The organism is Paracoccus nototheniae (genome assembly GCF_004335005.1).
Lineage (GTDB): Bacteria > Pseudomonadota > Alphaproteobacteria > Rhodobacterales > Rhodobacteraceae > Paracoccus > Paracoccus nototheniae.
This window is the reverse complement of the sequence record NZ_RQRT01000074.1, coordinates 1-18,337: the sequence shown is the minus strand read 5'-3', so window position 1 is coordinate 18,337 and position 18,337 is coordinate 1. Positions and strand designations below refer to the sequence as shown.

At 66.9% G+C, this 18,337-nt stretch carries 16 protein-coding genes; 6 read left to right on the top strand and 10 right to left on the bottom strand.

Features of this window, described 5'->3' with window-relative positions:
• Nucleotides 1-292: 292 nt before the first annotated feature.
• Genes EG885_RS19015 through nagA form a run of 4 tightly spaced genes read left to right on the top strand, consistent with a single transcriptional unit; the run spans nucleotide 293 to nucleotide 4,140 of the window.
• On the top strand, nucleotides 293-1,147 hold the full coding sequence (locus EG885_RS19015; protein ID WP_131577749.1) for a glucosamine kinase nucleotide-binding domain-containing protein: 855 nt from the start codon (nucleotides 293-295) through the stop codon (nucleotides 1,145-1,147).
• Nucleotides 1,140-1,964, top strand: a complete 825-nt coding sequence (locus tag EG885_RS19010; protein ID WP_131577747.1) for a GntR family transcriptional regulator — start codon at nucleotides 1,140-1,142, stop codon at nucleotides 1,962-1,964. The genes EG885_RS19015 and EG885_RS19010 overlap by 8 nt, the downstream gene beginning before the upstream one ends.
• Nucleotides 1,961-2,986 carry an SIS domain-containing protein gene (locus EG885_RS19005; protein ID WP_131577745.1) on the top strand — a complete coding sequence of 342 codons (1,026 nt, stop codon included), beginning with the start codon at nucleotides 1,961-1,963 and terminating at the stop codon, nucleotides 2,984-2,986. The genes EG885_RS19010 and EG885_RS19005 overlap by 4 nt, the downstream gene beginning before the upstream one ends.
• The gene (gene nagA / locus EG885_RS19000; protein ID WP_131577743.1) at nucleotides 2,986-4,140 is read left to right on the top strand and encodes an N-acetylglucosamine-6-phosphate deacetylase; all 1,155 of its coding nucleotides are present in this window, start codon (nucleotides 2,986-2,988) and stop codon (nucleotides 4,138-4,140) included. Before EG885_RS19005 ends, nagA begins: the two co-directional genes overlap by 1 nt.
• Here nagA and EG885_RS18995 read toward each other — a convergent pair.
• From EG885_RS18995 to EG885_RS18965, 7 genes are all read right to left on the bottom strand, one after another.
• Nucleotides 4,137-5,513: an FGGY-family carbohydrate kinase gene (locus EG885_RS18995; RefSeq protein WP_131577741.1), complete on the bottom strand. Its 1,377-nt coding sequence runs from the start codon at nucleotides 5,511-5,513 to the stop codon at nucleotides 4,137-4,139. The two genes, nagA and EG885_RS18995, sit on opposite strands and share 4 nt — an antisense overlap.
• The gene (locus EG885_RS18990; RefSeq protein WP_131577753.1) at nucleotides 5,510-5,824 is read right to left on the bottom strand and encodes an L-rhamnose mutarotase; all 315 of its coding nucleotides are present in this window, start codon (nucleotides 5,822-5,824) and stop codon (nucleotides 5,510-5,512) included. The genes EG885_RS18995 and EG885_RS18990 overlap by 4 nt, the downstream gene beginning before the upstream one ends.
• Complete coding sequence (locus EG885_RS18985) at nucleotides 5,824-6,816, bottom strand: ABC transporter permease (RefSeq protein WP_131577739.1); 993 nt, start codon at nucleotides 6,814-6,816, stop codon at nucleotides 5,824-5,826. The genes EG885_RS18990 and EG885_RS18985 overlap by 1 nt, the downstream gene beginning before the upstream one ends.
• Nucleotides 6,813-7,781 carry an ABC transporter permease gene (locus EG885_RS18980; RefSeq protein WP_131577737.1) on the bottom strand — a complete coding sequence of 323 codons (969 nt, stop codon included), beginning with the start codon at nucleotides 7,779-7,781 and terminating at the stop codon, nucleotides 6,813-6,815. The genes EG885_RS18985 and EG885_RS18980 overlap by 4 nt, the downstream gene beginning before the upstream one ends.
• Nucleotides 7,778-9,301, bottom strand: a complete 1,524-nt coding sequence (locus EG885_RS18975; protein ID WP_131577734.1) for a sugar ABC transporter ATP-binding protein — start codon at nucleotides 9,299-9,301, stop codon at nucleotides 7,778-7,780. Before EG885_RS18975 ends, EG885_RS18980 begins: the two co-directional genes overlap by 4 nt.
• A 66-nt stretch (nucleotides 9,302-9,367) precedes the next feature.
• Nucleotides 9,368-10,372 carry a rhamnose ABC transporter substrate-binding protein gene (gene rhaS, locus EG885_RS18970; RefSeq protein ID WP_131577731.1) on the bottom strand — a complete coding sequence of 335 codons (1,005 nt, stop codon included), beginning with the start codon at nucleotides 10,370-10,372 and terminating at the stop codon, nucleotides 9,368-9,370.
• Between the two features lie 33 nt (nucleotides 10,373-10,405).
• Nucleotides 10,406-11,209, bottom strand: coding sequence for a DeoR/GlpR family DNA-binding transcription regulator (locus EG885_RS18965; RefSeq protein ID WP_131577728.1), 804 nt, complete (start codon nucleotides 11,207-11,209; stop codon nucleotides 10,406-10,408).
• A 181-nt stretch (nucleotides 11,210-11,390) separates the two neighbouring features.
• Between EG885_RS18965 and EG885_RS18960 the strand changes: the two genes are divergently transcribed.
• Nucleotides 11,391-13,478, top strand: a complete 2,088-nt coding sequence (locus tag EG885_RS18960; RefSeq protein WP_131577725.1) for a bifunctional rhamnulose-1-phosphate aldolase/short-chain dehydrogenase — start codon at nucleotides 11,391-11,393, stop codon at nucleotides 13,476-13,478.
• 3 nt (nucleotides 13,479-13,481) lie between these two features.
• Entirely contained in the window at nucleotides 13,482-14,756 is a 1,275-nt protein-coding gene (rhaI, locus tag EG885_RS18955) for an L-rhamnose catabolism isomerase (RefSeq protein WP_131577723.1), read from the top strand.
• 33 nt (nucleotides 14,757-14,789) lie between these two features.
• On the opposite strand, the gene EG885_RS18950 is transcribed toward rhaI, so the two are convergent.
• From EG885_RS18950 to EG885_RS18940, 3 genes are all read right to left on the bottom strand, one after another.
• A complete protein-coding gene (locus EG885_RS18950) occupies nucleotides 14,790-15,782 on the bottom strand; it encodes a DUF1403 family protein (RefSeq protein ID WP_131577720.1) in 993 nt (330 codons plus the stop codon).
• 87 nt (nucleotides 15,783-15,869) lie between these two features.
• A complete protein-coding gene (locus EG885_RS18945; RefSeq protein ID WP_242679752.1) occupies nucleotides 15,870-16,238 on the bottom strand; it encodes a DUF1850 domain-containing protein in 369 nt (122 codons plus the stop codon).
• On the bottom strand, nucleotides 16,238-18,322 hold the full coding sequence (locus EG885_RS18940; RefSeq protein ID WP_131577751.1) for a TRAP transporter permease: 2,085 nt from the start codon (nucleotides 18,320-18,322) through the stop codon (nucleotides 16,238-16,240). The genes EG885_RS18945 and EG885_RS18940 overlap by 1 nt, the downstream gene beginning before the upstream one ends.
• Nucleotides 18,323-18,337 lie beyond the last annotated feature (15 nt).

The following is an 18,337-nucleotide window of genomic DNA, read 5'->3' as shown; positions in this document are numbered from 1 at the left end:
TCGCGGGCAGCGCCGAGCGCAACGCCTCCAGCGCGCCTTGCTGCGCGGTCAGCAAAAGGCCCGCCGCATCGGGTGCGGCAAGCCGATGCAGACCCAGTGCATCGGGATGGCGCGCTTCGGTGCTGCGGTCGGTCATCTGATTCCCTAATCGGTTGGGGTCGATAATGCCAAAACAATACCACCTGTAAAGCCTCTTGTCCGAAAACCATCCAATGGCGGGCAATTCAGCGCCCGGAAATTCGGCTTTCCGGGTTGGTATTGCTTTGGTATGCTTCAAACCAAGGAGCATGGCATGACGGTCTTTCTGGGAATCGATGGCGGCGGGACCGGATGCCGGGCAGCTTTGTGCGATGCCCGGGGACGGATGCTGGGGCAGGGTCAGGGGGGCGCGGCCAATATCAACACCGATGTGGACATGGCCGCCGCCAGCATCCTGCAGGCCACCGCGGCGGCCATCGGCAACCACGACATCGACCCGCGGGGGCTGGTCGCGGTGCTGGGGCTGGCGGGTGGAACCATGCTAGCGGCGGTGCGGCGGCTGACGGCGCTGCTGCCCTTTGCGCAGGCGCGGATCGTCAATGACGGGATCACGGCGGCGCGCGGCGCGCTTGGGGCCGGTGACGGGGTGCTGGCGGCGATGGGCACCGGCTCGGTCTTTGCGGTGCAGCGCGGCGGCCGGATCCGGCAGGTCGGCGGGCGGGGCTTTCTGATGGGCGATCAGGGCAGCGGCGCGGTGCTGGGCCGCGCGCTGCTGGCCCGGGCGATGCGGGCGGGCGACGGGCTGGCACCGATGACGCCGCTGCTGCGCGCCACTCTGGACGAATTCGGCGGGATCGAGGGGATCATCGAATTCGGCAACCGCGCCCGCCCCGGCGATTTCGCCCGCCTTGCCCCGCGCATGCTGGCGGGCGATGATCCGGCGGCGCAGGATCTGCTGGCCGAGGCGCAGGCCGATGTGCTGGACATCCTGACCACCTTGCGCGGGACCGACGACCTGCCCGTAGTGTTTACCGGTGGTCTCGGCCCCCATTTCGCGGCGGCGCTGTCCCCCCTGCTGCCGGTCCGTCAGGCCTTGGGCACCGGTCTTGACGGTGCGCTGGCCATGGCCCGCGAGATGGGCGCCCATCCGGACCAGCCCGATGGATGACCTGTTCGCCGGTCCCTTCGACAGCGGCGCCGGGCCGCTTTACGTCCAGCTGCACCGCCGCATCGCGCAGGCCATCGCCAGCGGGGCGCTGCGGCCCGGCGACGGCCTGCCCCCCGAACGCGACATCGCCGCCCGCACCGGCCTGTCGCGGGTGACCGTACGCAAAAGCGTGGGCGCCCTGGTGGCCGAAGGGGCGCTGATCCAGCGCCGCGGATCGGGCACCTTCATCGCCCCCCCGGTCGAACGTCTGGAACAGGCCCTGTCCCTGCTGACGTCCTTCACCGAGGATATGGCCCGGCGCGGGCGCCACAGCGACAGCCGCTGGCTGGCACGCGGCCTGCACGCCCCCAGCCCCGCCGAGGTGATGGCCCTTGGGCTTGGCGCGGGCGATCAGGTGGCCCGTCTGGACCGGGTGCGCGGTTCGGACGGGGTGCCTTTGGCGATCGAACGCGCTGCCCTGCCCGCCCAGCTTCTGCCCGATCCTCAGGCCGTGGGCGACAGCCTTTATGCGCTGCTGCAGGCCCGCGACCTGCGGCCCGTGCGCGCCGTCCAGCGCATTTCGGCGGCCAGTCTGGGCGCCGAGGATGCGGCCCTGCTGGGCGTCCCGGTGGGCGCCGTCAGCCTGAGGATCGAGCGTCGGTCCTATCTGCCCGGCGGGCGGATCGTCGAATACACCCGGTCGCTGTATCGCGGCGATGCCTATGATTTCGCGGTCGAACTGACCTTGGCGCCACAATCCGGGGCCCCCAAATCTGTGGCCTCTCATCCGGTGCCGCCCCATCCCTCGCCCTCCGGTCCTGAAAGGACAGCCCCATGACCCCCAGCCTGATGGCCCGCGAAGTGGCCGAGATCCCGCAGGCCGCCGCCCGCTTTCTGGACCGCGCCCGTCCCGCATTGGTGCAGGCCGGGGCCGCCCTGCGCGCCCGCGATCCGGGCGTGATCGTCACCGTGGCGCGCGGATCGTCGGACCATGCGGCGACCTATCTGAAATATGCGGTGGAATTGCAGGCGGGGCTGCCGGTGGCCTCGCTTGGGCCGTCCATCGCCTCGGTCTATCGCAGGCCCTTGCGGCTGGCGGGGGCGGCGTGCCTTGGCATCTCGCAGTCGGGGCAAAGCCCGGACATCGTCGAACTGATGCGGGCGGCGGCGCAGGGGGGCGCCCTGTCCGTGGCCATCACCAACCATGCCGACAGCCCGATGGGCCTTGCGGCATCGCATTGCATCGCGCTGGAGGCGGGCGAGGAACGATCGGTCGCGGCGACCAAGACCTTTGTGAATTCGGTGATCGCCGGGCTGGCGCTGCTGGCCGAATGGCAAGGGGATGACGCCCTGCGTGCCGCCCTGACCGCCCTGCCCGACACGTTGCAGCGCGCCTTGGCGCTGGACTGGTCCCCCCTTGCGGATCGGCTGCAGGGCGCCGGTCACGCCTTTGTTCTGGGGCGCGGCCCGGCCATTGCCATCGCCCAAGAGGCCGCGCTGAAGCTAAAGGAAACCAGCGGCTTGCACGCCGAAGCGTACAGCGCCGCCGAGGTGTTGCACGGCCCCGCCGCCATCGTGCAGGCGGGCTTTCCGGTGCTGGCCTTGGGCGTCGATGACGCCGCCCTGCCGCATCTGGGCCAGACTGCCGAACGTCTGGCCGCACAGGGTGCCGATGTCTTCGTGACGGGGGCCGATGTGGCGGGCGCCCGCCGCCTGCCCGATCTGGCGGGGCTGCATCCGCTGATCGCACCGCTGGCCCTGATCGTCAGCTTTTACGCCTGCGTCGAGGCCTTGTCGCGGCGCCGGGGCTTTGACCCCGATACGCCGCCGCATCTGCGCAAGGTGACGGAGACTCTGTGATGCGCCCCGTCCCGACCCGCCATGTCCTGTCCGGCGCGCGGATCTTTGACGGCACCCGGCTGATCCCCGGCCATGCGCTGGTGATCGAGGGCGACCAGATCGCCGCCATCCTGCCCGGTGATCAGGCCCCCCCCGAAACGCAGCGCGTGACCGGCATTCTGGCGCCGGGCTTCGTCGATCTGCAGGCGAATGGCGGCGGCGGGCTGATGGTCGATGGCGCCACCGATCTGGGGGTGTTGCGCGACATCTGCGCCACCCATCTGGCGCTTGGCTGTGCGGGCATCCTGCCGACGCTGATCACAGATACCCCCGACGCCACCGCCCGCGTCATTGCCGCAGGGATCGCGGCTGCCAAGGCGCAGGTGCCGGGCTTTCTGGGCCTGCATCTTGAGGGGCCGCATCTGGACCCGCGCCGCGCGGGCGCCCATGACCCGGCCCTGATCCGGCCGATGAATCAGGCTGATCTGGACCTGCTGACCCGCGCCGCCCGGGCCCTGCCCGCGCTGATGGTGACATTGGCGCCGGAATCGGCCACCTCTGCCCAGATCGCGGCACTGGCGCAGGCGGGGGCGATCGTCAGCCTTGGGCACAGCGATTGCGATCATGACAGCGCGATGGCGGCTTTCGCGGCAGGCGCCCGCTGCGCCACGCATCTGTTCAACGCGATGAGCCAGATGGGCCACCGCGCCCCCGGTCTGGTCGGCGCGGTGCTGGGGGGGCAGGCCGCCGCCGGGGTGATCGCCGACGGGCATCACGTGCATCCACAGATGCTGCGCATCGCGCTGGCCGCACGGCCCGAGGGATTGTTTCTGGTCAGCGATTGCATGGGTTTTGCGGGCACGGACCGCGATCAGATGATCCTGCACGACCGCCTTGTGCAGCGCCGTCAGGGGCGGCTGACCCTGCCTGACGGCACGCTGGCCGGGGCCGATCTGCGGCTGGACCGGGCGCTGCGCCTGCTGACGGGGCCGGTGGGCGTGGCGCCCGAACGCGCGCTGGCGATGGCCACGCGGCTGCCCGCCGCGCTGATCGGCATGGGGGGGCAGTATGGCGCGCTGGCACCGGGCCGGGCGGCGCGGGTCAACCTGCTGTCCGACGACCTGGCGCTGACCGGGATCTGGCAGGGGGACGGGTTCCGGCCGCCCCTGCCCTAGGCCTGCCGGGCCACAAGCTGTTGCCACGCTCTGGCGTATTGGCGCAGCCCATCGGCATGGTCCGGCACGGCCCAGTCCCGCGTCGCGGGCGCTTTGGCGTCGGGCAGGCACAGCATCGCCGCGCCGCCGCTGGTGCCGGTGGCCGATGCCGCCACCCCGACCCCGCCGGGGTGCCGCGCCGCCAGCAGGTCGAGGAAATCGGCATTGCGGGCAAAGGGCCCCTCGACGATGACCGGACCCTCGGCGCCGATCAGATCCAGACAGGTGAGGGTCATCAGCGCCAGATACCAGGACAGCGCCACCATCCGCTGCCCATCGCCTTGGGGCTGGGCCGTCCATCCCATCGCGCGGTCGGGAAACGGCCCCGACCCCGGCTGGACCGAGGGCATCAGCATGACCCCATCCCTCAGCACCGCCGCGCGGTCTTCAGCCTCGGGCGCGCTGTCGGAACCTGCGCGGACCGCCTCGAATTCGCGCCCGCCCATGAACCGGGCCGAGGGCACGGGCTGGCCCATCGCGTTCACATTGACCAGCACGTCGCGATCGGGGTCCAGGCGCACCGCCCGTCCGCCCACCGCCATCGCCACCACCCATGTTCCGGTCGAGACGACGGAAAACGCCCCCTTTCGCCCCAGCAGATGCGGAAACAGCGATGCGTTGCTGTCATGGATGCCCACCGCGACCGGGATATCCGCAGGCAGGCCCGTCCGCGCCGCCACTTCCGCCGACAGCCCCCCAAGCCGCGCGTCGGACCGACGCGCGGGTGCGATGAGGTCCGACAGGCCCAGATCCGCGACCAGCGGTGAAAACCGCCCCTGCCATGGATCCCACAGGTCGGTGTGACAGCCAAGCGAGGTCACATCCGTCGCCAGCTGGCCTGTCAGCCGCCATCCCCAATATTGCGGATAGGTGACGATATGGGCCACCCGCGCGGCCAGCCCCGGCTGCGCCATCAGCCAATGCAGCTGCGCGCCAAGGTTCAGCCCCATGGGCAGGCGCGGCGCGCCGGTGACGTCGAAGCCCGGGCGCCGTGCATCGTAATCGGCGGCCAGCGCCTCGGGGCCCTGATGTTCGTAATCCAGCATCGGCGCGGCCAGCCCGCCATCGCCATCCAGCAGCACCGCCGCCGCGCCATGGGTGGTGACCGAGATCGCATCCACCCCGTGATCGCGGTGAAACGCGGCCAGATGGGTCAGGAAGAAATCCCAATGCCCGTCCAGATCCACATGCGGCCAGGGCGGCCCTGGCAAGGGCAGATTGGGGCGGGTGACGACCGCAATCTCGGCCAGGGTCGTGCCATCGACCAGCGCAAGTTTCGCATTGGTCTTGCCGATATCGATGACGGCCACATGCATGGCAGGGCGGGGGGTCATGGCAGATGGAATATCGGGGTCAGGGGAACCGCCACCGGCGATCCGTCCGGATGGGTCGCCATCAGATCGGCCATCTGCGCCCACCACCGCTGCATCACCGGGTGATCCGGCAGCGCATCCATGCCGTGATCGTCGGCCCGCCACATCACCGCGAACAGCGCGTTCGTCTCGGGGTCCAGGTGGATGGAATAATCCCGCACGCCCGCGTCAAGCAGCAGGGTGACCAGCTCGGGCCAGATCGCGTCATGGCGGCGGCGGTATTCATCCGCCGCCCCCTGGTTCAGTTGCATCCGAAAGGCATATTTCTGCATCATGTCCTCAGCTTCGATATCAGGCGGGGCACGGCGATCACTCCGATCAGCAACAGGCCCACGACAATGGACATCACGATGCCGGGCACGTTCAGCAGGCCCAGACCGAATGTCACCAGCCCCAGCACAAAGGCCGCCAGCACCACGCCGGGAATGGTTCCTGATCCACCCAGGATGCTAACACCGCCGAGGACGACGATGGTCACCACCTCCAGCTCGAACCCCGCCGCGATGGACGGCCGGGTGGACCCAAGGCGAGAGGTCAGGCAGATCGCGGCGATGCCGCTCATCAGTCCGGTCAGCAGGAACAGGATGAACCGCACCCGGTCCACCCGGACGCCCGAAAACCGGGCGGCGGTGGCGTTGTTGCCGATCGCATAGACGGTGCGGCCAAAGCTGGTGCGGTGCATCAGGATGCCAAAGACGATGGCCGACAGGGCAAAAATCACCAGCTCGACCGTGATGACCCAGACCACATAGCCCTGCCCGAACCATGCGAAATCAGCGGGGTATCCGGTGAACGCCCGGTCGCCCAGCACGATGTAGCCGATGCCGCGAAACAGGCTCATCGTGCCGATGGTGACGACGATGGATGGCAGGCCAAACCGCGCCACCAGCACCCCGTTGAAGGCCCCGCAGACCAGCCCCGTGGCCAGCCCCACGGCCACCAGAACCGGCGTCGGCGCGCCCATCGACATCGCCACCCCCATCGCGGTCGAGGCAAGGGCCACGATAGCGCCGACGGACAGATCGATCTCTCCGGCGGTGATCAGCAGCGCCATGGCAAAGGCGATCATCGCCTTTTCGGTGAAATTGAACGTCGCGTCCGACAGGTTCCACGGGTCGAGGAAATAGGGCGATGCCCATGCGTTCAATAGGAAAATCGTGACGGCGACGACGGCCAGCAGCGCCTCCCAGCTTTTCAGGGCGCGCGATGCGGGGCTGGTCAGGCGGTCGGGGATCAGGCGTCCGGTTTGTGGCGAATGGGTCATGTGCGAACCTCGGCCCGTTTCAGGATGATGCGGCCGGGATCGCGGCGGCGCGCGTTGAAGGCGATGGCCGCCAGAATCGCCGCGCCAGAAATCGCCATCTGCCAGAAGGGCGAGATGCCGACGACCGGCAGGGCGTTCTTGATGATGCCCAGAAACAGCGCCCCCATGACCGCGCCCGCCACCGTGCCCGCCCCGCCCGCGATTACGATGCCGCCGATGACGCAGGCGGCGACGACGTCCAGTTCGAACCCGCCGGCGATATCGACATAGGCCACCGCATAGCGCGCGACCCACAGATAGCCGGTCAGCCCGGCCAGCGCGCCCGCCAGCACGAAGGCCGCGAATTGCGTGCGCCCCACGGAAATGCCGGTATAGACCGCCGCATGCGGGTTGCCGCCCACCGCGTAAAAGGCCCGGCCCAATGCGGTGCGCGTCATCAGCAGCGCCACCCCGGCAATGGCCGCGACCGCGATCCAGGCCATGACCGGCAGGCCCAGGATCACCTGCCGGGGGATGGCCTTGAAGGCGTCGCTCATCTGATGTGCGTTGATCCAGGCGCCCTCGGTCAGCAGAAAGATCGTGCCGCGATAGATGGTCATGGTGCCAAGCGTCACCACGATGGACGGAATGCCAAGCGTCCAGACCAGCGCGCCGTTGATCGCCCCAAGGCCCGCGCCCATCACGATGACCGCGCCCAGAATGACGGGCATCGGAACGCCCATCCCGTCCAGCAGTGCAGCAATCATGCCGCACAGCGCCAGATTGGCTGCCACCGACAGGTCGATGCATTTGGTCAGGATCACCGCCATCTGTCCCAAAGCCAGCAGGATCAGCGGAGAGGTATCGGTGAACACGCGCGCCAGATTGGCGGGCGCGACAAAGCCCGGAAAGCGGCTGGCAATGGCCGCCAGCAGCAGCAGGATCACCACGGCCAACACGACCTCTCGTGATTTCAGAATGCTCATGCGGCATTCCTTTCGATGCCGACGGCAGCGCGGATCAGGTTTTCGGGCGTCATGGCGGCGCCTGAAAACTCGCCCGCGATCCGGCCTTCGCGCATGACGATGATGCGGTCGGACATGCCCAGAACCTCGGGGATTTCGCTGCTGACCATGATGACGGCCAGTCCCTGGGCCGCCAGTTCCGACATGAAGTCATGCACGGCGGCTTTCGATCCGATGTCGATGCCCTTGGTCGGCTCGTCCAGAATGATGATGCGGGGCTGGGTCGCCAGCCATTTGGCGATCACCACCTTTTGCTGGTTGCCCCCCGATAACAGGCCGATATCCTGATCCAGACTGGCCGCGCGCAGGTCCAGCCTTTGGGTGTATTCGCGCGCCAGCTTGAATTCCTCGGCCAGGCGCAGGAAACCGCCCCGGCTGGTGCGGGCCAGCGAGGGCAAGGTGACGTTCTGAAAGATCGGCAGGCCCTTGACCGCACCCTGACGGCCCCGATCCTCGGGGACATAGACGATGCCTGCTGCCACAGCCTGCGCAGTGGACCGGATCACCCGAATGTCGCCCGCGATGCGGCAGGCGCCCTTGGCGGGCTGGCTGATGCCGAACAGGGCCTGCATCACCTCGGACCGGCCTGCGCCAACAAGGCCGTAAAAGCCAAGGATTTCGCCCTGATGCAGAGTAAAGGTGATGTTGTCATATTCGGTCGGATGGCAATATCCGGCGACCGTCAGCACCGGCGGGCCGATCTCTGCGGGCCGTTTGGGATAGATCTGATCGACGCTGCGCCCGACCATCATCTGCACCAGATCGCCCTCGGTCACGTCGCCCATCACGCCCTCGGCCACGAAGGCGCCGTCGCGGAACACCGTCCAGCGATCGGCAATGCGAAAAATCTCGTCGAACTTGTGGCTGATGAACAGGATCGCCTTGCCTTGGCGCTTCAGCGTGTCGACCAGATCGTACAGTTCGCCGATTTCCTTGTGGGACAGGGCGGCGGTGGGTTCGTCCATGATCACCACGCGCGCATCGACCGACAGGGCGCGGGCAATGGCAACCAGATGCTTGCTGGCAATCCCCAGATCGCGCAGCCGCGTGCCCGGATCCAGATCGGACCCGATGCCGCGCAGGATCTGGGCCGCGCGGACCCGCATGGCGCGGCGGTCGATCAGGCCAAGGCGGGTGCGGGGCGCGTGGCCGATAAAGATATTCTCGGCCACCGTCATCTCATCGAAGAGGACGGTTTCCTGATGGATCGCGGTCACCCCCGCCGCCCCCGCCGCCTGCGCGGTGGGAAAGCGGACCGGCTGACCGGCCACGAGGATCTGCCCCTCATCTGGTTGATAAATGCCCGTCAACACCTTGACGATGGTCGATTTTCCGGCGCCGTTCTCGCCAATCAGGGCGGTGACCTGACCGGGGAACAGGTCCAGCTGCACGCCATCAAGCGCGCGCACACCGGGGAATGTCTTGACGATACCGCGCAGCGACAACACCGCGCCGTCCCGCGTCACGGGGTCTGGCTGCATGATCGGATCCTTGGGGAAAGCTGCCCCCCGGCACAGGGCCGGAGGGCGCTGGACAGATGGGGCGGATCAGAAGACCGACGAGAATTCGTCGATATTGCTGGCATCATAGGTGAAGGGATCGGCCATCGCGGCCTCGCCATTCTCGTCCAGCGTGACCTCGCCCATGCGGCCGATGGGGATGGTGGAGCCGGGTTCCGCGACAGCGCCTTCGGTCGCCAGCTGATACGCGATCATGGCGGCGGAATAGCCCAGATCGATCGGGTTCCAGATCGCGAAGGATTGCGAGGCGCCCGATTTCACATGCCCCGCCATCTCGGATGGCAGGCCCAGACCGGTCACGTTGACTTCGCCCACCTTGCCCGCATCGGTCACTGCCTGCGCGGCGGCGACGATGCCGACGCTGGTCGGCGCGATGATCGCCTTGAGGTCGGGGTAGGTCTGCATCAGCCCCTGCGCCTCGCGATAGGATTTGTCGGCCAGATCGTCGCCATAGACGGTGCCGACGACCTCGATGCCGGGATAATCGCCCATGACCTTGGTCATCTCCTCGATCCAGATGTTCTGGTTGGTCGAGGTGGTGGTCGCCGACAGAACCGCGACCTGACCGCCATCGGGCAGATGATCGGCGGCCAGTTTGATGATCGTGTTGCCGATCAGCGGCGCGGATGAGGGGTTCAACTGCACCTGACGCCCCTCGGGGGCGACGCCGCTGTCCCAGCTGATCACGGTGATGCCCCGGTCCATCGCGCGCTTGAGCGTCGGCACCAGCGCATCGGTGTCATTGGCGCTGACGGCGATGGCGTCCACGCGCTGCGCGATCAGGCTGTTGATGACCTCGATCTGGCCCTCGGCGGTGGTGTCGGTGGGGCCGGTATAGATGATCTCGACATCGCCCAGCTCGGCTGCGGCCTCCTGGGCGCCCTTGTTGGCGGCCTCGAAAAAGCCGATGCCAAGCGCCTTGGCGACCAGCGCGATGCGCACGGTTTCCGCCTGCGCGCTGCCTGCGGCAAAGGCCGGGGCCGTCAGCGCCAGCGCCATGGCCGTGGTCAGTAATCTGCGTGAAATGCTCATCTGTTCCTCCCTGATAAGCGATGTGGCGCGCCCCTAATCCTCGGCGCGTGTCTGTCTGTCCTGATGGATCTGGGTGACGATCAGGCGGATATCGGCAGCCTCCAGCATGGCGGCGGCCCGGTCGTCGATGCCATCATCGGTGATGACCGTGTGGATGCGCGACAACGGGCACAACAGCAGGCTGGAGCGCCCTGCGAATTTCGAACTGTCAGCCAGCACGACCAGCTCATCGGCCTGACCGATCAGCTTTTGTTCGGCCTGCACCAACAGCGGATCACCCTCCATCAATCCCAAAGGCCCCAGCCCCCGGCAGCCCATGAACATGCGCCGTGCATAGAAATGATTGCTGCCATCATCGTCAAAGGGCGACAGGATGATGTTCTGTTCGCGATAGATCGCCCCCGCGGGCAGCATCACGGTGTTCCTGGACTGCTTCAGCAGATGTTCGGCAATCGGAAAGCTGTTGGTAAAGACCTGCAGCCGCTTGGCGGTCAGCGGATGAACCATCTGGAACGTCGTCGTGCCGCCATTGATGATGATCGCATCGCCATCGTCGCACAGATCGACGGCGGCCTGCGCGATTGATCGTTTCTGCGCGATGTTGATCGTCTGATTGATTGCAAAGGGCCGGGCATTGATGCCCACGAATTGCGGAGGCGAGATCGCCTCGGCCCCGCCCCGCACGCGGCGCAGCTTTTTGGCCAGATGCAGCTGGGCGATGTCGCGGCGCACCGTCGCCTCGGAGGCATTGGTCAGCGCACACAGATCGCCCACCGTGACCACGGGGCGTTCCTGAACGGCGGACAGGATGATGCGATGGCGTTCGGTTTCCAGCATGGTTCCCCCTTGATGGCCAGTTTCCATCGTTACCGGTCATTGTCAATCATAATTGATCGATAATTCCTTTCTGCACCTGCACAATGATCGGATATGATCGAAAATGATTGACCGCTGCCGCGGCCGGGGTGTATTCGGCTTGGGGAACGCGCGGCAGGACGCCGCAATAAGGGAGGCCTTTATGACCGCCAATCGGCTTGAAAACCTGTGGGATGACAGCGCCACCGCCGCCATGAGCGAATCGGAAAAGCTGCTGTATCGGTCGAACCTGCTGGGTTCGGACAAGCGCGTGACGAATTACGGGGGCGGCAACACCTCGGCCAAGGTGACCGAGGTCGATCCCCTGACCGGCGAGCCGGTCGAGGTGCTGTGGGTCAAGGGGTCGGGGGGCGATATCGGGTCCATGACAATGGACGGGTTTTCAACGCTTTACATGGACAAGCTGCACGCTCTCAAGGCCAAGTATCGCGGTCTGGCGCATGAGGATGAGATGGTGGCCTATCTGCCCCATTGCACCTTCGCCCTGAATCCCCGCGCCGCCAGCATCGACACGCCGCTGCACGCCTATGTGCCGCGCAAGCATGTCGATCATGTCCATTCCGACGCGATCATCGCCATCGCGGCCTCGGTCAACTCGAAAGAGCTGACCGCCGAGATCTTTGGCGACCAGATCGGCTGGCTGCCGTGGAAGAAGCCGGGCTACGAGCTTGGTTTGTGGCTGGAAAAGCTGGCCGTCGATAATCCGCAGATGCGGGGCGCGGTGCTGGAAAGCCACGGGCTGTTCACCTGGGCGGATGATGCCAAGGACTGTTATCTGACCACGCTGGAGATCATCAACACCGCCGCCGCATGGCTGGAGGCGCGCAGCACCGCCCCCGCCTTTGGTGGCCCCGCTCGCCCGACGCTGGACGCGCCCGCCCGGCGGGCGGTGGCCGCGCGCCTGATGCCGGCGATCCGGGGGCTGATTTCCAGGGACCGCCACAAGGTCGGCCATTTCGACGATCAGCCTGCGGTGCTGGAATTTGTCGGATCGCAGATGCTGGACAGGCTGGCGCCGATGGGCACGTCCTGTCCCGACCATTTTCTGCGCACCAAGATCCGGCCTCTGGTCGTCGATTTCGACCCCGCCAACCTCGATCTGGACGCGACGCTGGCAGCGCTGCCGCAGGCGGTGGCCGATTACCGCGACGATTACGCCGCCTATTATGACCGCTGCAAGAAGCCCGACAGCCCGGCGCTGCGCGACCCGAATGCGGTCGTCTATCTGATCCCCGGCGTGGGCATGCTGACCTTTGCGCTGGACAAGCCGACGGCCCGCGTCTCGGCAGAGTTCTATGTCAATGCGATCAACGTGATGCGCGGCGCCAGCGCGGTCAGCACCTATCAGGGCCTGCCCGAACAAGAGGCCTTTGATATCGAATACTGGCTGCTGGAAGAGGCTAAGCTGGCCCGGATGCCCAAGCCGAAATCGCTGGCCGGGCGCGTGGCGCTGGTCACCGGCGGCGCGGGCGGGATCGGGGCGGCCACGGCGGAACGGTTCCTGCGCGAAGGCGCCTGCGTGATGCTGGCCGATATCGACGAAGCCGCGCTGACCACCGCCCATCAGGGGCTGGCGGCCCGCTTTGGCGCCGACATGGTGCGCAGCGTCCAGATGAACGTCACCGACGAGGCGCAGGTCGCGCTGGCCTATGACCAGATGGCGGTGGAATTCGGCGGCATCGACATTCTGGTGTCGAACGCCGGCATCGCCTCATCCGCGCCGATCGAGGAGACCTCGCTGGCGCTGTGGAACAAGAACATGGACATTCTGTCCACCGGATATTTCCTTGTCTCTCGTGCGGCATTTCGAACATTCAGGGTGCAGGACATTGGCGGCGCTGTGATTTTCATCGCATCCAAGAACGGTCTGGCGGCCAGCCCCAATGCCAGCGCCTATTGCACCGCCAAGGCGGCCGAGATCCATCTGGCCCGCTGTCTGGCGCTGGAAGGGGCCGAGGGCGGCATCCGCGTCAATGTGGTCAACCCCGACGCCGTGCTGCGCGGCTCGCGCATCTGGGAGGGCGAATGGCTGGACCAGCGGGCCAGCACCTATGGCACCGACAAGGGGGGGCTGGAGGAGATGTATCGCCAGCGCTCGATGCTGAAACGGTCCGTGCTGCCCGAGGATATCGCCGAGGGCGCGTATTTCTTTGCCAGCGACCTGTCGGCCAAATCGACGGGCAACATCCTGAATGTGGATGCGGGCAATGTTCAGGCGTTCACGAGGTAAGCCATGATCGACAAACACATCATCGAGGCTGAAAACGCCGCCCGCCAGACCGATCTGGCCGCCGATTACGACGCACTTGGCGCGCGCCTGTCGCGCCGGGGCGTGGATATCGAGGCGCTGACCGCCCGCGCCATGGGCTTTGGCGTCGCCATCCCCAGCTGGGGCACCGGCACCGGCGGCACCCGCTTTGCCCGTTTCCCCGGCGCCGGAGAGCCGCGCGGCATCATGGACAAGATGGACGATTGCGGGGTCATCCACCAGCTGACCGCCGCGACGCCATCGGTCAGTCTGCATATCCCGTGGGATCGCACCGATCCGTCGCTGCTGCTGGAAAAGGCCGAAGCGACGGGGCTGGGGTTTGACGCCATGAACTCGAATACCTTTCAGGATCAGGCGGATCAGGAATATAGCTATAAATACGGATCGCTGTCCCATACCGATGCCGCCACACGCGCGCAGGCGGTGGATCACAATCTGGACTGTATCGAAATCGGGCGCGCCATCGGGTCCAAGGCGCTGACGGTCTGGATCGGGGACGGGTCGAACTTTCCCGGCCAGACCTCGCTGTCGCGGCAGTTCGACCGTTATCTTGATGCGATGGGTCAGGTCTATGCCGGGCTGCCGGATGACTGGCGGCTGTTTTCCGAACACAAGATCTATGAGCCGGCGTTTTATTCGACCGTGGTGCAGGATTGGGGCACCAGCCTGATGATCGCGCAGGAACTGGGCCCCAAGGCGCAATGTCTGGTCGATCTGGGCCATCACGCGCCCAATGTGAATATCGAGATGATCGTCGCGCGGCTGATCCGGGCGGGCAAGCTGGGCGGGTTTCATTTCAACGACAGCAAATATGGCGATGACGATCTGGATGCGGGCACGATCGAACCGTTCCGCCTGTTTCTGGTCTGGAACGAACTGGTCGAGCACGAGGATACGCCCGGCCTGAACCTGTCGCATATGATCGATCAAAGCCACAACGTCACCGACCCGATGGAAAGCCTGATGATCTCGGCGGTCGAGATTCAGCGCGCTTATCTGCAGGCCAGCCTTGTCGATCGCACGGCGCTGGAGGGCTATCGCGACAGCAATGACGCGCTGATGGCGGCGGCGACCCTGCGCGCGGCCTTCCGCACGGATGTCGATCCGATCCTGCAGATGGCGCGGCTGCGCAAGGGTGCGGCCATCGATCCCGTCGCGGCTTTCCGCGCCTCGGGGTGGCGGGCGCAGGTGGCGGCGGTGCGTCCGGCATCGGCGGGCGGCGGCGGCGGGATCGTCTGAGCGCCCGCCCCCGGCGCGGGCCGGCCGGCCCGTTCAGGACATCGCCAGATTGGCCGCCCACAGGCGAAAGCGGCGGCCCCCGGTGGTTTCGCGGATCAGGCCCATCGCGGTCATGCGGTTCAGCATCCGTTCGGCGGTGATGCGGCTGATCCCGGCCTCGGCCTCGACCTGCATGGCCGAGACGAGGGGGCGCGCCGCCAGCACCGCGATGACGCGGGCCGGGTTGCTGCCCTTGACGTCATGGGTGGCGGTCCGCGCGGCCTTGGCCCATCGGGCGATCTGGCCGATCTGGGCGCGCCCCTCGCGAGCGGCGGCAGCGATGGCGGTCAGATGGGCGGTCAGCCTGTCGCCGGGCGGGCCAAATCCGGTCCAGACCCGGCGCCCGTGACGACCAAGGGGGACGAAACTCAGCGCCTCGCACCCTTGTGCCATGTCGCGGGCGGACCAGACGGCGGCCTCCAGCGTAAGTTCGGGCGTGGACAATCCGGCCAGCCGCCACAGGATCATCGCCAGCGGTCCGCGTGCCAGGGGGTGCAGGCCAGCCGCCGCGTCCATGACCTGCAGGAATTCCGCCGCCGCCTCGTCAAAGGCGATGCCCCGGGGGCGCAGGGCCAGCGCACGGTCAAGATCAGGGTCCGCCGGATCGCGATCGGGCTGCGGATCGCGACTGCGGTGCAGGCCCAGAAACCCTGCCAGATCGCGGCGGTCGCCCTGCCCCTGCAGCCGCCGCAATGCCCACCGGGCCTGCCGCATGGTCTGCGGGTCGGATACGGCGCGGGCATCCATCATGTCGCGCCCGATCTCGTCCCGGCGCAGGATCGTGCCTTGGGACCACAGCATCGCCTCGACCTCGGCCAGCGCCAGACGCTGAAGCGCGCCGGTCGCGTCAAGGGGCGGCAGGGCCAGAAGGGTGCCGTCCAGCCGCCCCAGTTCCGCCGCGACCTCGGCCAGCGTCCGGGTCAGGTCGGTCTGCGCGGCCAGCCAGCCGCCGGGATCGCTGTTCGATGGCGCGCGCGAAGGGGTCATGCGGGTCACTTCCTTCGTACCGGTCTGGCTTCGTGCCGGTCTGGCGGGGATGCGGAACGGTATCACCGCCCGGCATCTGCGGAAAGATCAGCCGTCGCAATCCGGGGCCGACCACAGGCGAAGCGGGCCCATATCCTCGGGCAGGGCGTGGCAGCGGCCTTGCGCACACAGCCGCCACCCCGCCCCCGTCGCGCCGGATGCGCCCAGCACCACCTGACGCTGCGGCGGGATCTGCGGGTTGTAATGCCAGACGCCGTCCTGCAGGCGGGCGTCTGGCGGCGGTTCCATCCCGGCGCCGGTGCCGGTGATGCGGGCCTCGACCGGGGCCAGTCCGGCATGGGTGATCTGCCAGCCTTCCCACCATGTCGTGCGGGCCACCGAATGGGTCCAGTCCAGCGTGAACTGCGATGTGGCCAGCGACAGGGCAAAGCCCCCTGCCGCCGCCACGCACAGCATCAGGCCACCGCCCCGCGGCTGCGGCGGGTGCGCAACCGGTGGACGATCAGGAAGGCCAGCGTCAGCGCGAACCCGGCCTCATCCGTCCAGGGCATCGCCAGGATCAGCGAGACGCCTGCCGCAAAGGCCAGCAGCCGTTCGATCAGCGTGGTGCGGTCCCACAGATATCCGACGACCGCGATCCCCCACATGCCGACGCCCATCACGGTCTTCAGCAGGATATAGACGACCTCGACCGGATAGCCGTAGGCTTCGGCGATCGGCCCGCCATCCTGCAGCATCAGCGACGGGGTATAGACCGCCATGAACGGGATGATGAACCCCGCCGCCGCCAGCCGGATCGCCTGCATCGAGATCTTCAGCCCCGAGGATTTCGCGATCGGCGCGGCGGCAAAGCAGGCCAGCGCGACGGGTGGCGTCAGATCGGCCATGATCCCGAAGTAGAAGACGAACATATGGCTGACCAGCAGCGGCACGCCCAGTTCCAGCAGCGCAGGCCCGGCCAGCGACGAGGTGATGATGTAATTGGGGATCGTGGGAATGCCCATGCCCAGCACCAGACAGGTCAGCATGGTCAGGACCAGCGACAGGAACAGGTTGTTTTCCCCGATGGCGATGATCGCGCCGATAAAGGTCGATGCGATGCCGGTCAGGGTCAGCGTGCCGATGACGATGCCGACGATGGCGCAGGCCATGCCCACCGGCAGGGCGTTGCGCGCGCCTTGGGCCAGCGCATCGCGGATGATGCCGATGGTCGGGCGTGCGCCCTTGAAGATCGCGCAGGCGATCAGCAGGCTTGCGATGACGATCGCCAGCAGATCGACGCCGTATTCCACGAAGGAGGCCGAGGCGACGCCAAGCGCGATCCAGAAGACGATCCGGAACGCCAGGGGTCCGATCATCGCGGCCAGCGGCGCGCCCAGGATCAGCACCGTGACCAGCGCCAGCCCCATCGTGCCTGCAAAGATCGGCGTATAGCCCGCGAACAGCAGATAGACCAAAGCGGCCAGCGGCAGGATCAGCGGCCATTGTTCGCGCACCGCCTTCCACGGATTGGGCAGGCTGGCCTTGGGCAGGCCCTTCAGATCGTCGCGCCCGGCCTGCAGCCAGACCATCCAGAAGACGACGCCGAAATACAGGACCGCCGGAACGATCGCCGCCTGAACGACCGCCGCATAGGGGACGTTCAGCGTTTCCGCCATGATGAAGGCCACCGCGCCCATCACCGGTGGCATGATCTGCCCGCCCATCGAGGCCGTCGCCTCGACGCCCCCGGCGAATGACGCGCGAAAGCCGGACTTCTTCATCATCGGAATGGTGAACTGCCCCGAGGCCACCACATTGGCCACCCCCGAGCCTGAAATCGTGCCCATCAGCGCCGATGACAGCACCGCCACCTGCGCAGGGCCGCCGCGCACGCCGCCGACCATGCCAAGCGCAAAGTCGTTGAACAGGTTCAGCATCCCCGCCCGTTCCAGAAACGCCGCAAAGACCACGAAGATAAAGATATAGGCGCTGCTGACATAGATCGGGCTGCCATAGATCCCTTCGGTCCCATAGGCGAAATGCTCGACGATCTGTTCATAGCCATAGCCGCGATGGATGAAGGGCGCGGGCAGGTGCTGGCCAAAGAAGCAATAGGCCAGAAAGAACCCCGCGATCACCGCCAGCGGCCAGCCCATCAGGCGCCGCGCGCCCTCAAAGACCAGCACGATCAGGACGGTCCCCATGATCAGGTCCATCTGGGTCAGAAACCCGGTGCGTCGGATCAGATCGGCATATTCGATCCACTGATAAAGGCCGGTGAAGAAGCCCAGACCCCCAAGCGCCCAGAAGAACGCCTGTCCGCGTTTGGTCTTGGCGACCAGATTGCCGACCAGCACAAAGCCCACCAGCAGCAGAAAGCCCACATGCATCGCCCGCACGATCTGGCTGGGAAGCGTGCCGTAAGCCGCCGCCCATAGCTGGAACAGCGAAAAGGTGACGGCCAGCCAAAAGGCCACGCGACCCGTCCAGCCTTCGCCAAAGCCGGGGGGCAGGCCTTCGTTGATCTCGATCTCGCGCTCGTGGCCGGGGCGATGCAGGGGCGCGTCGGAAAG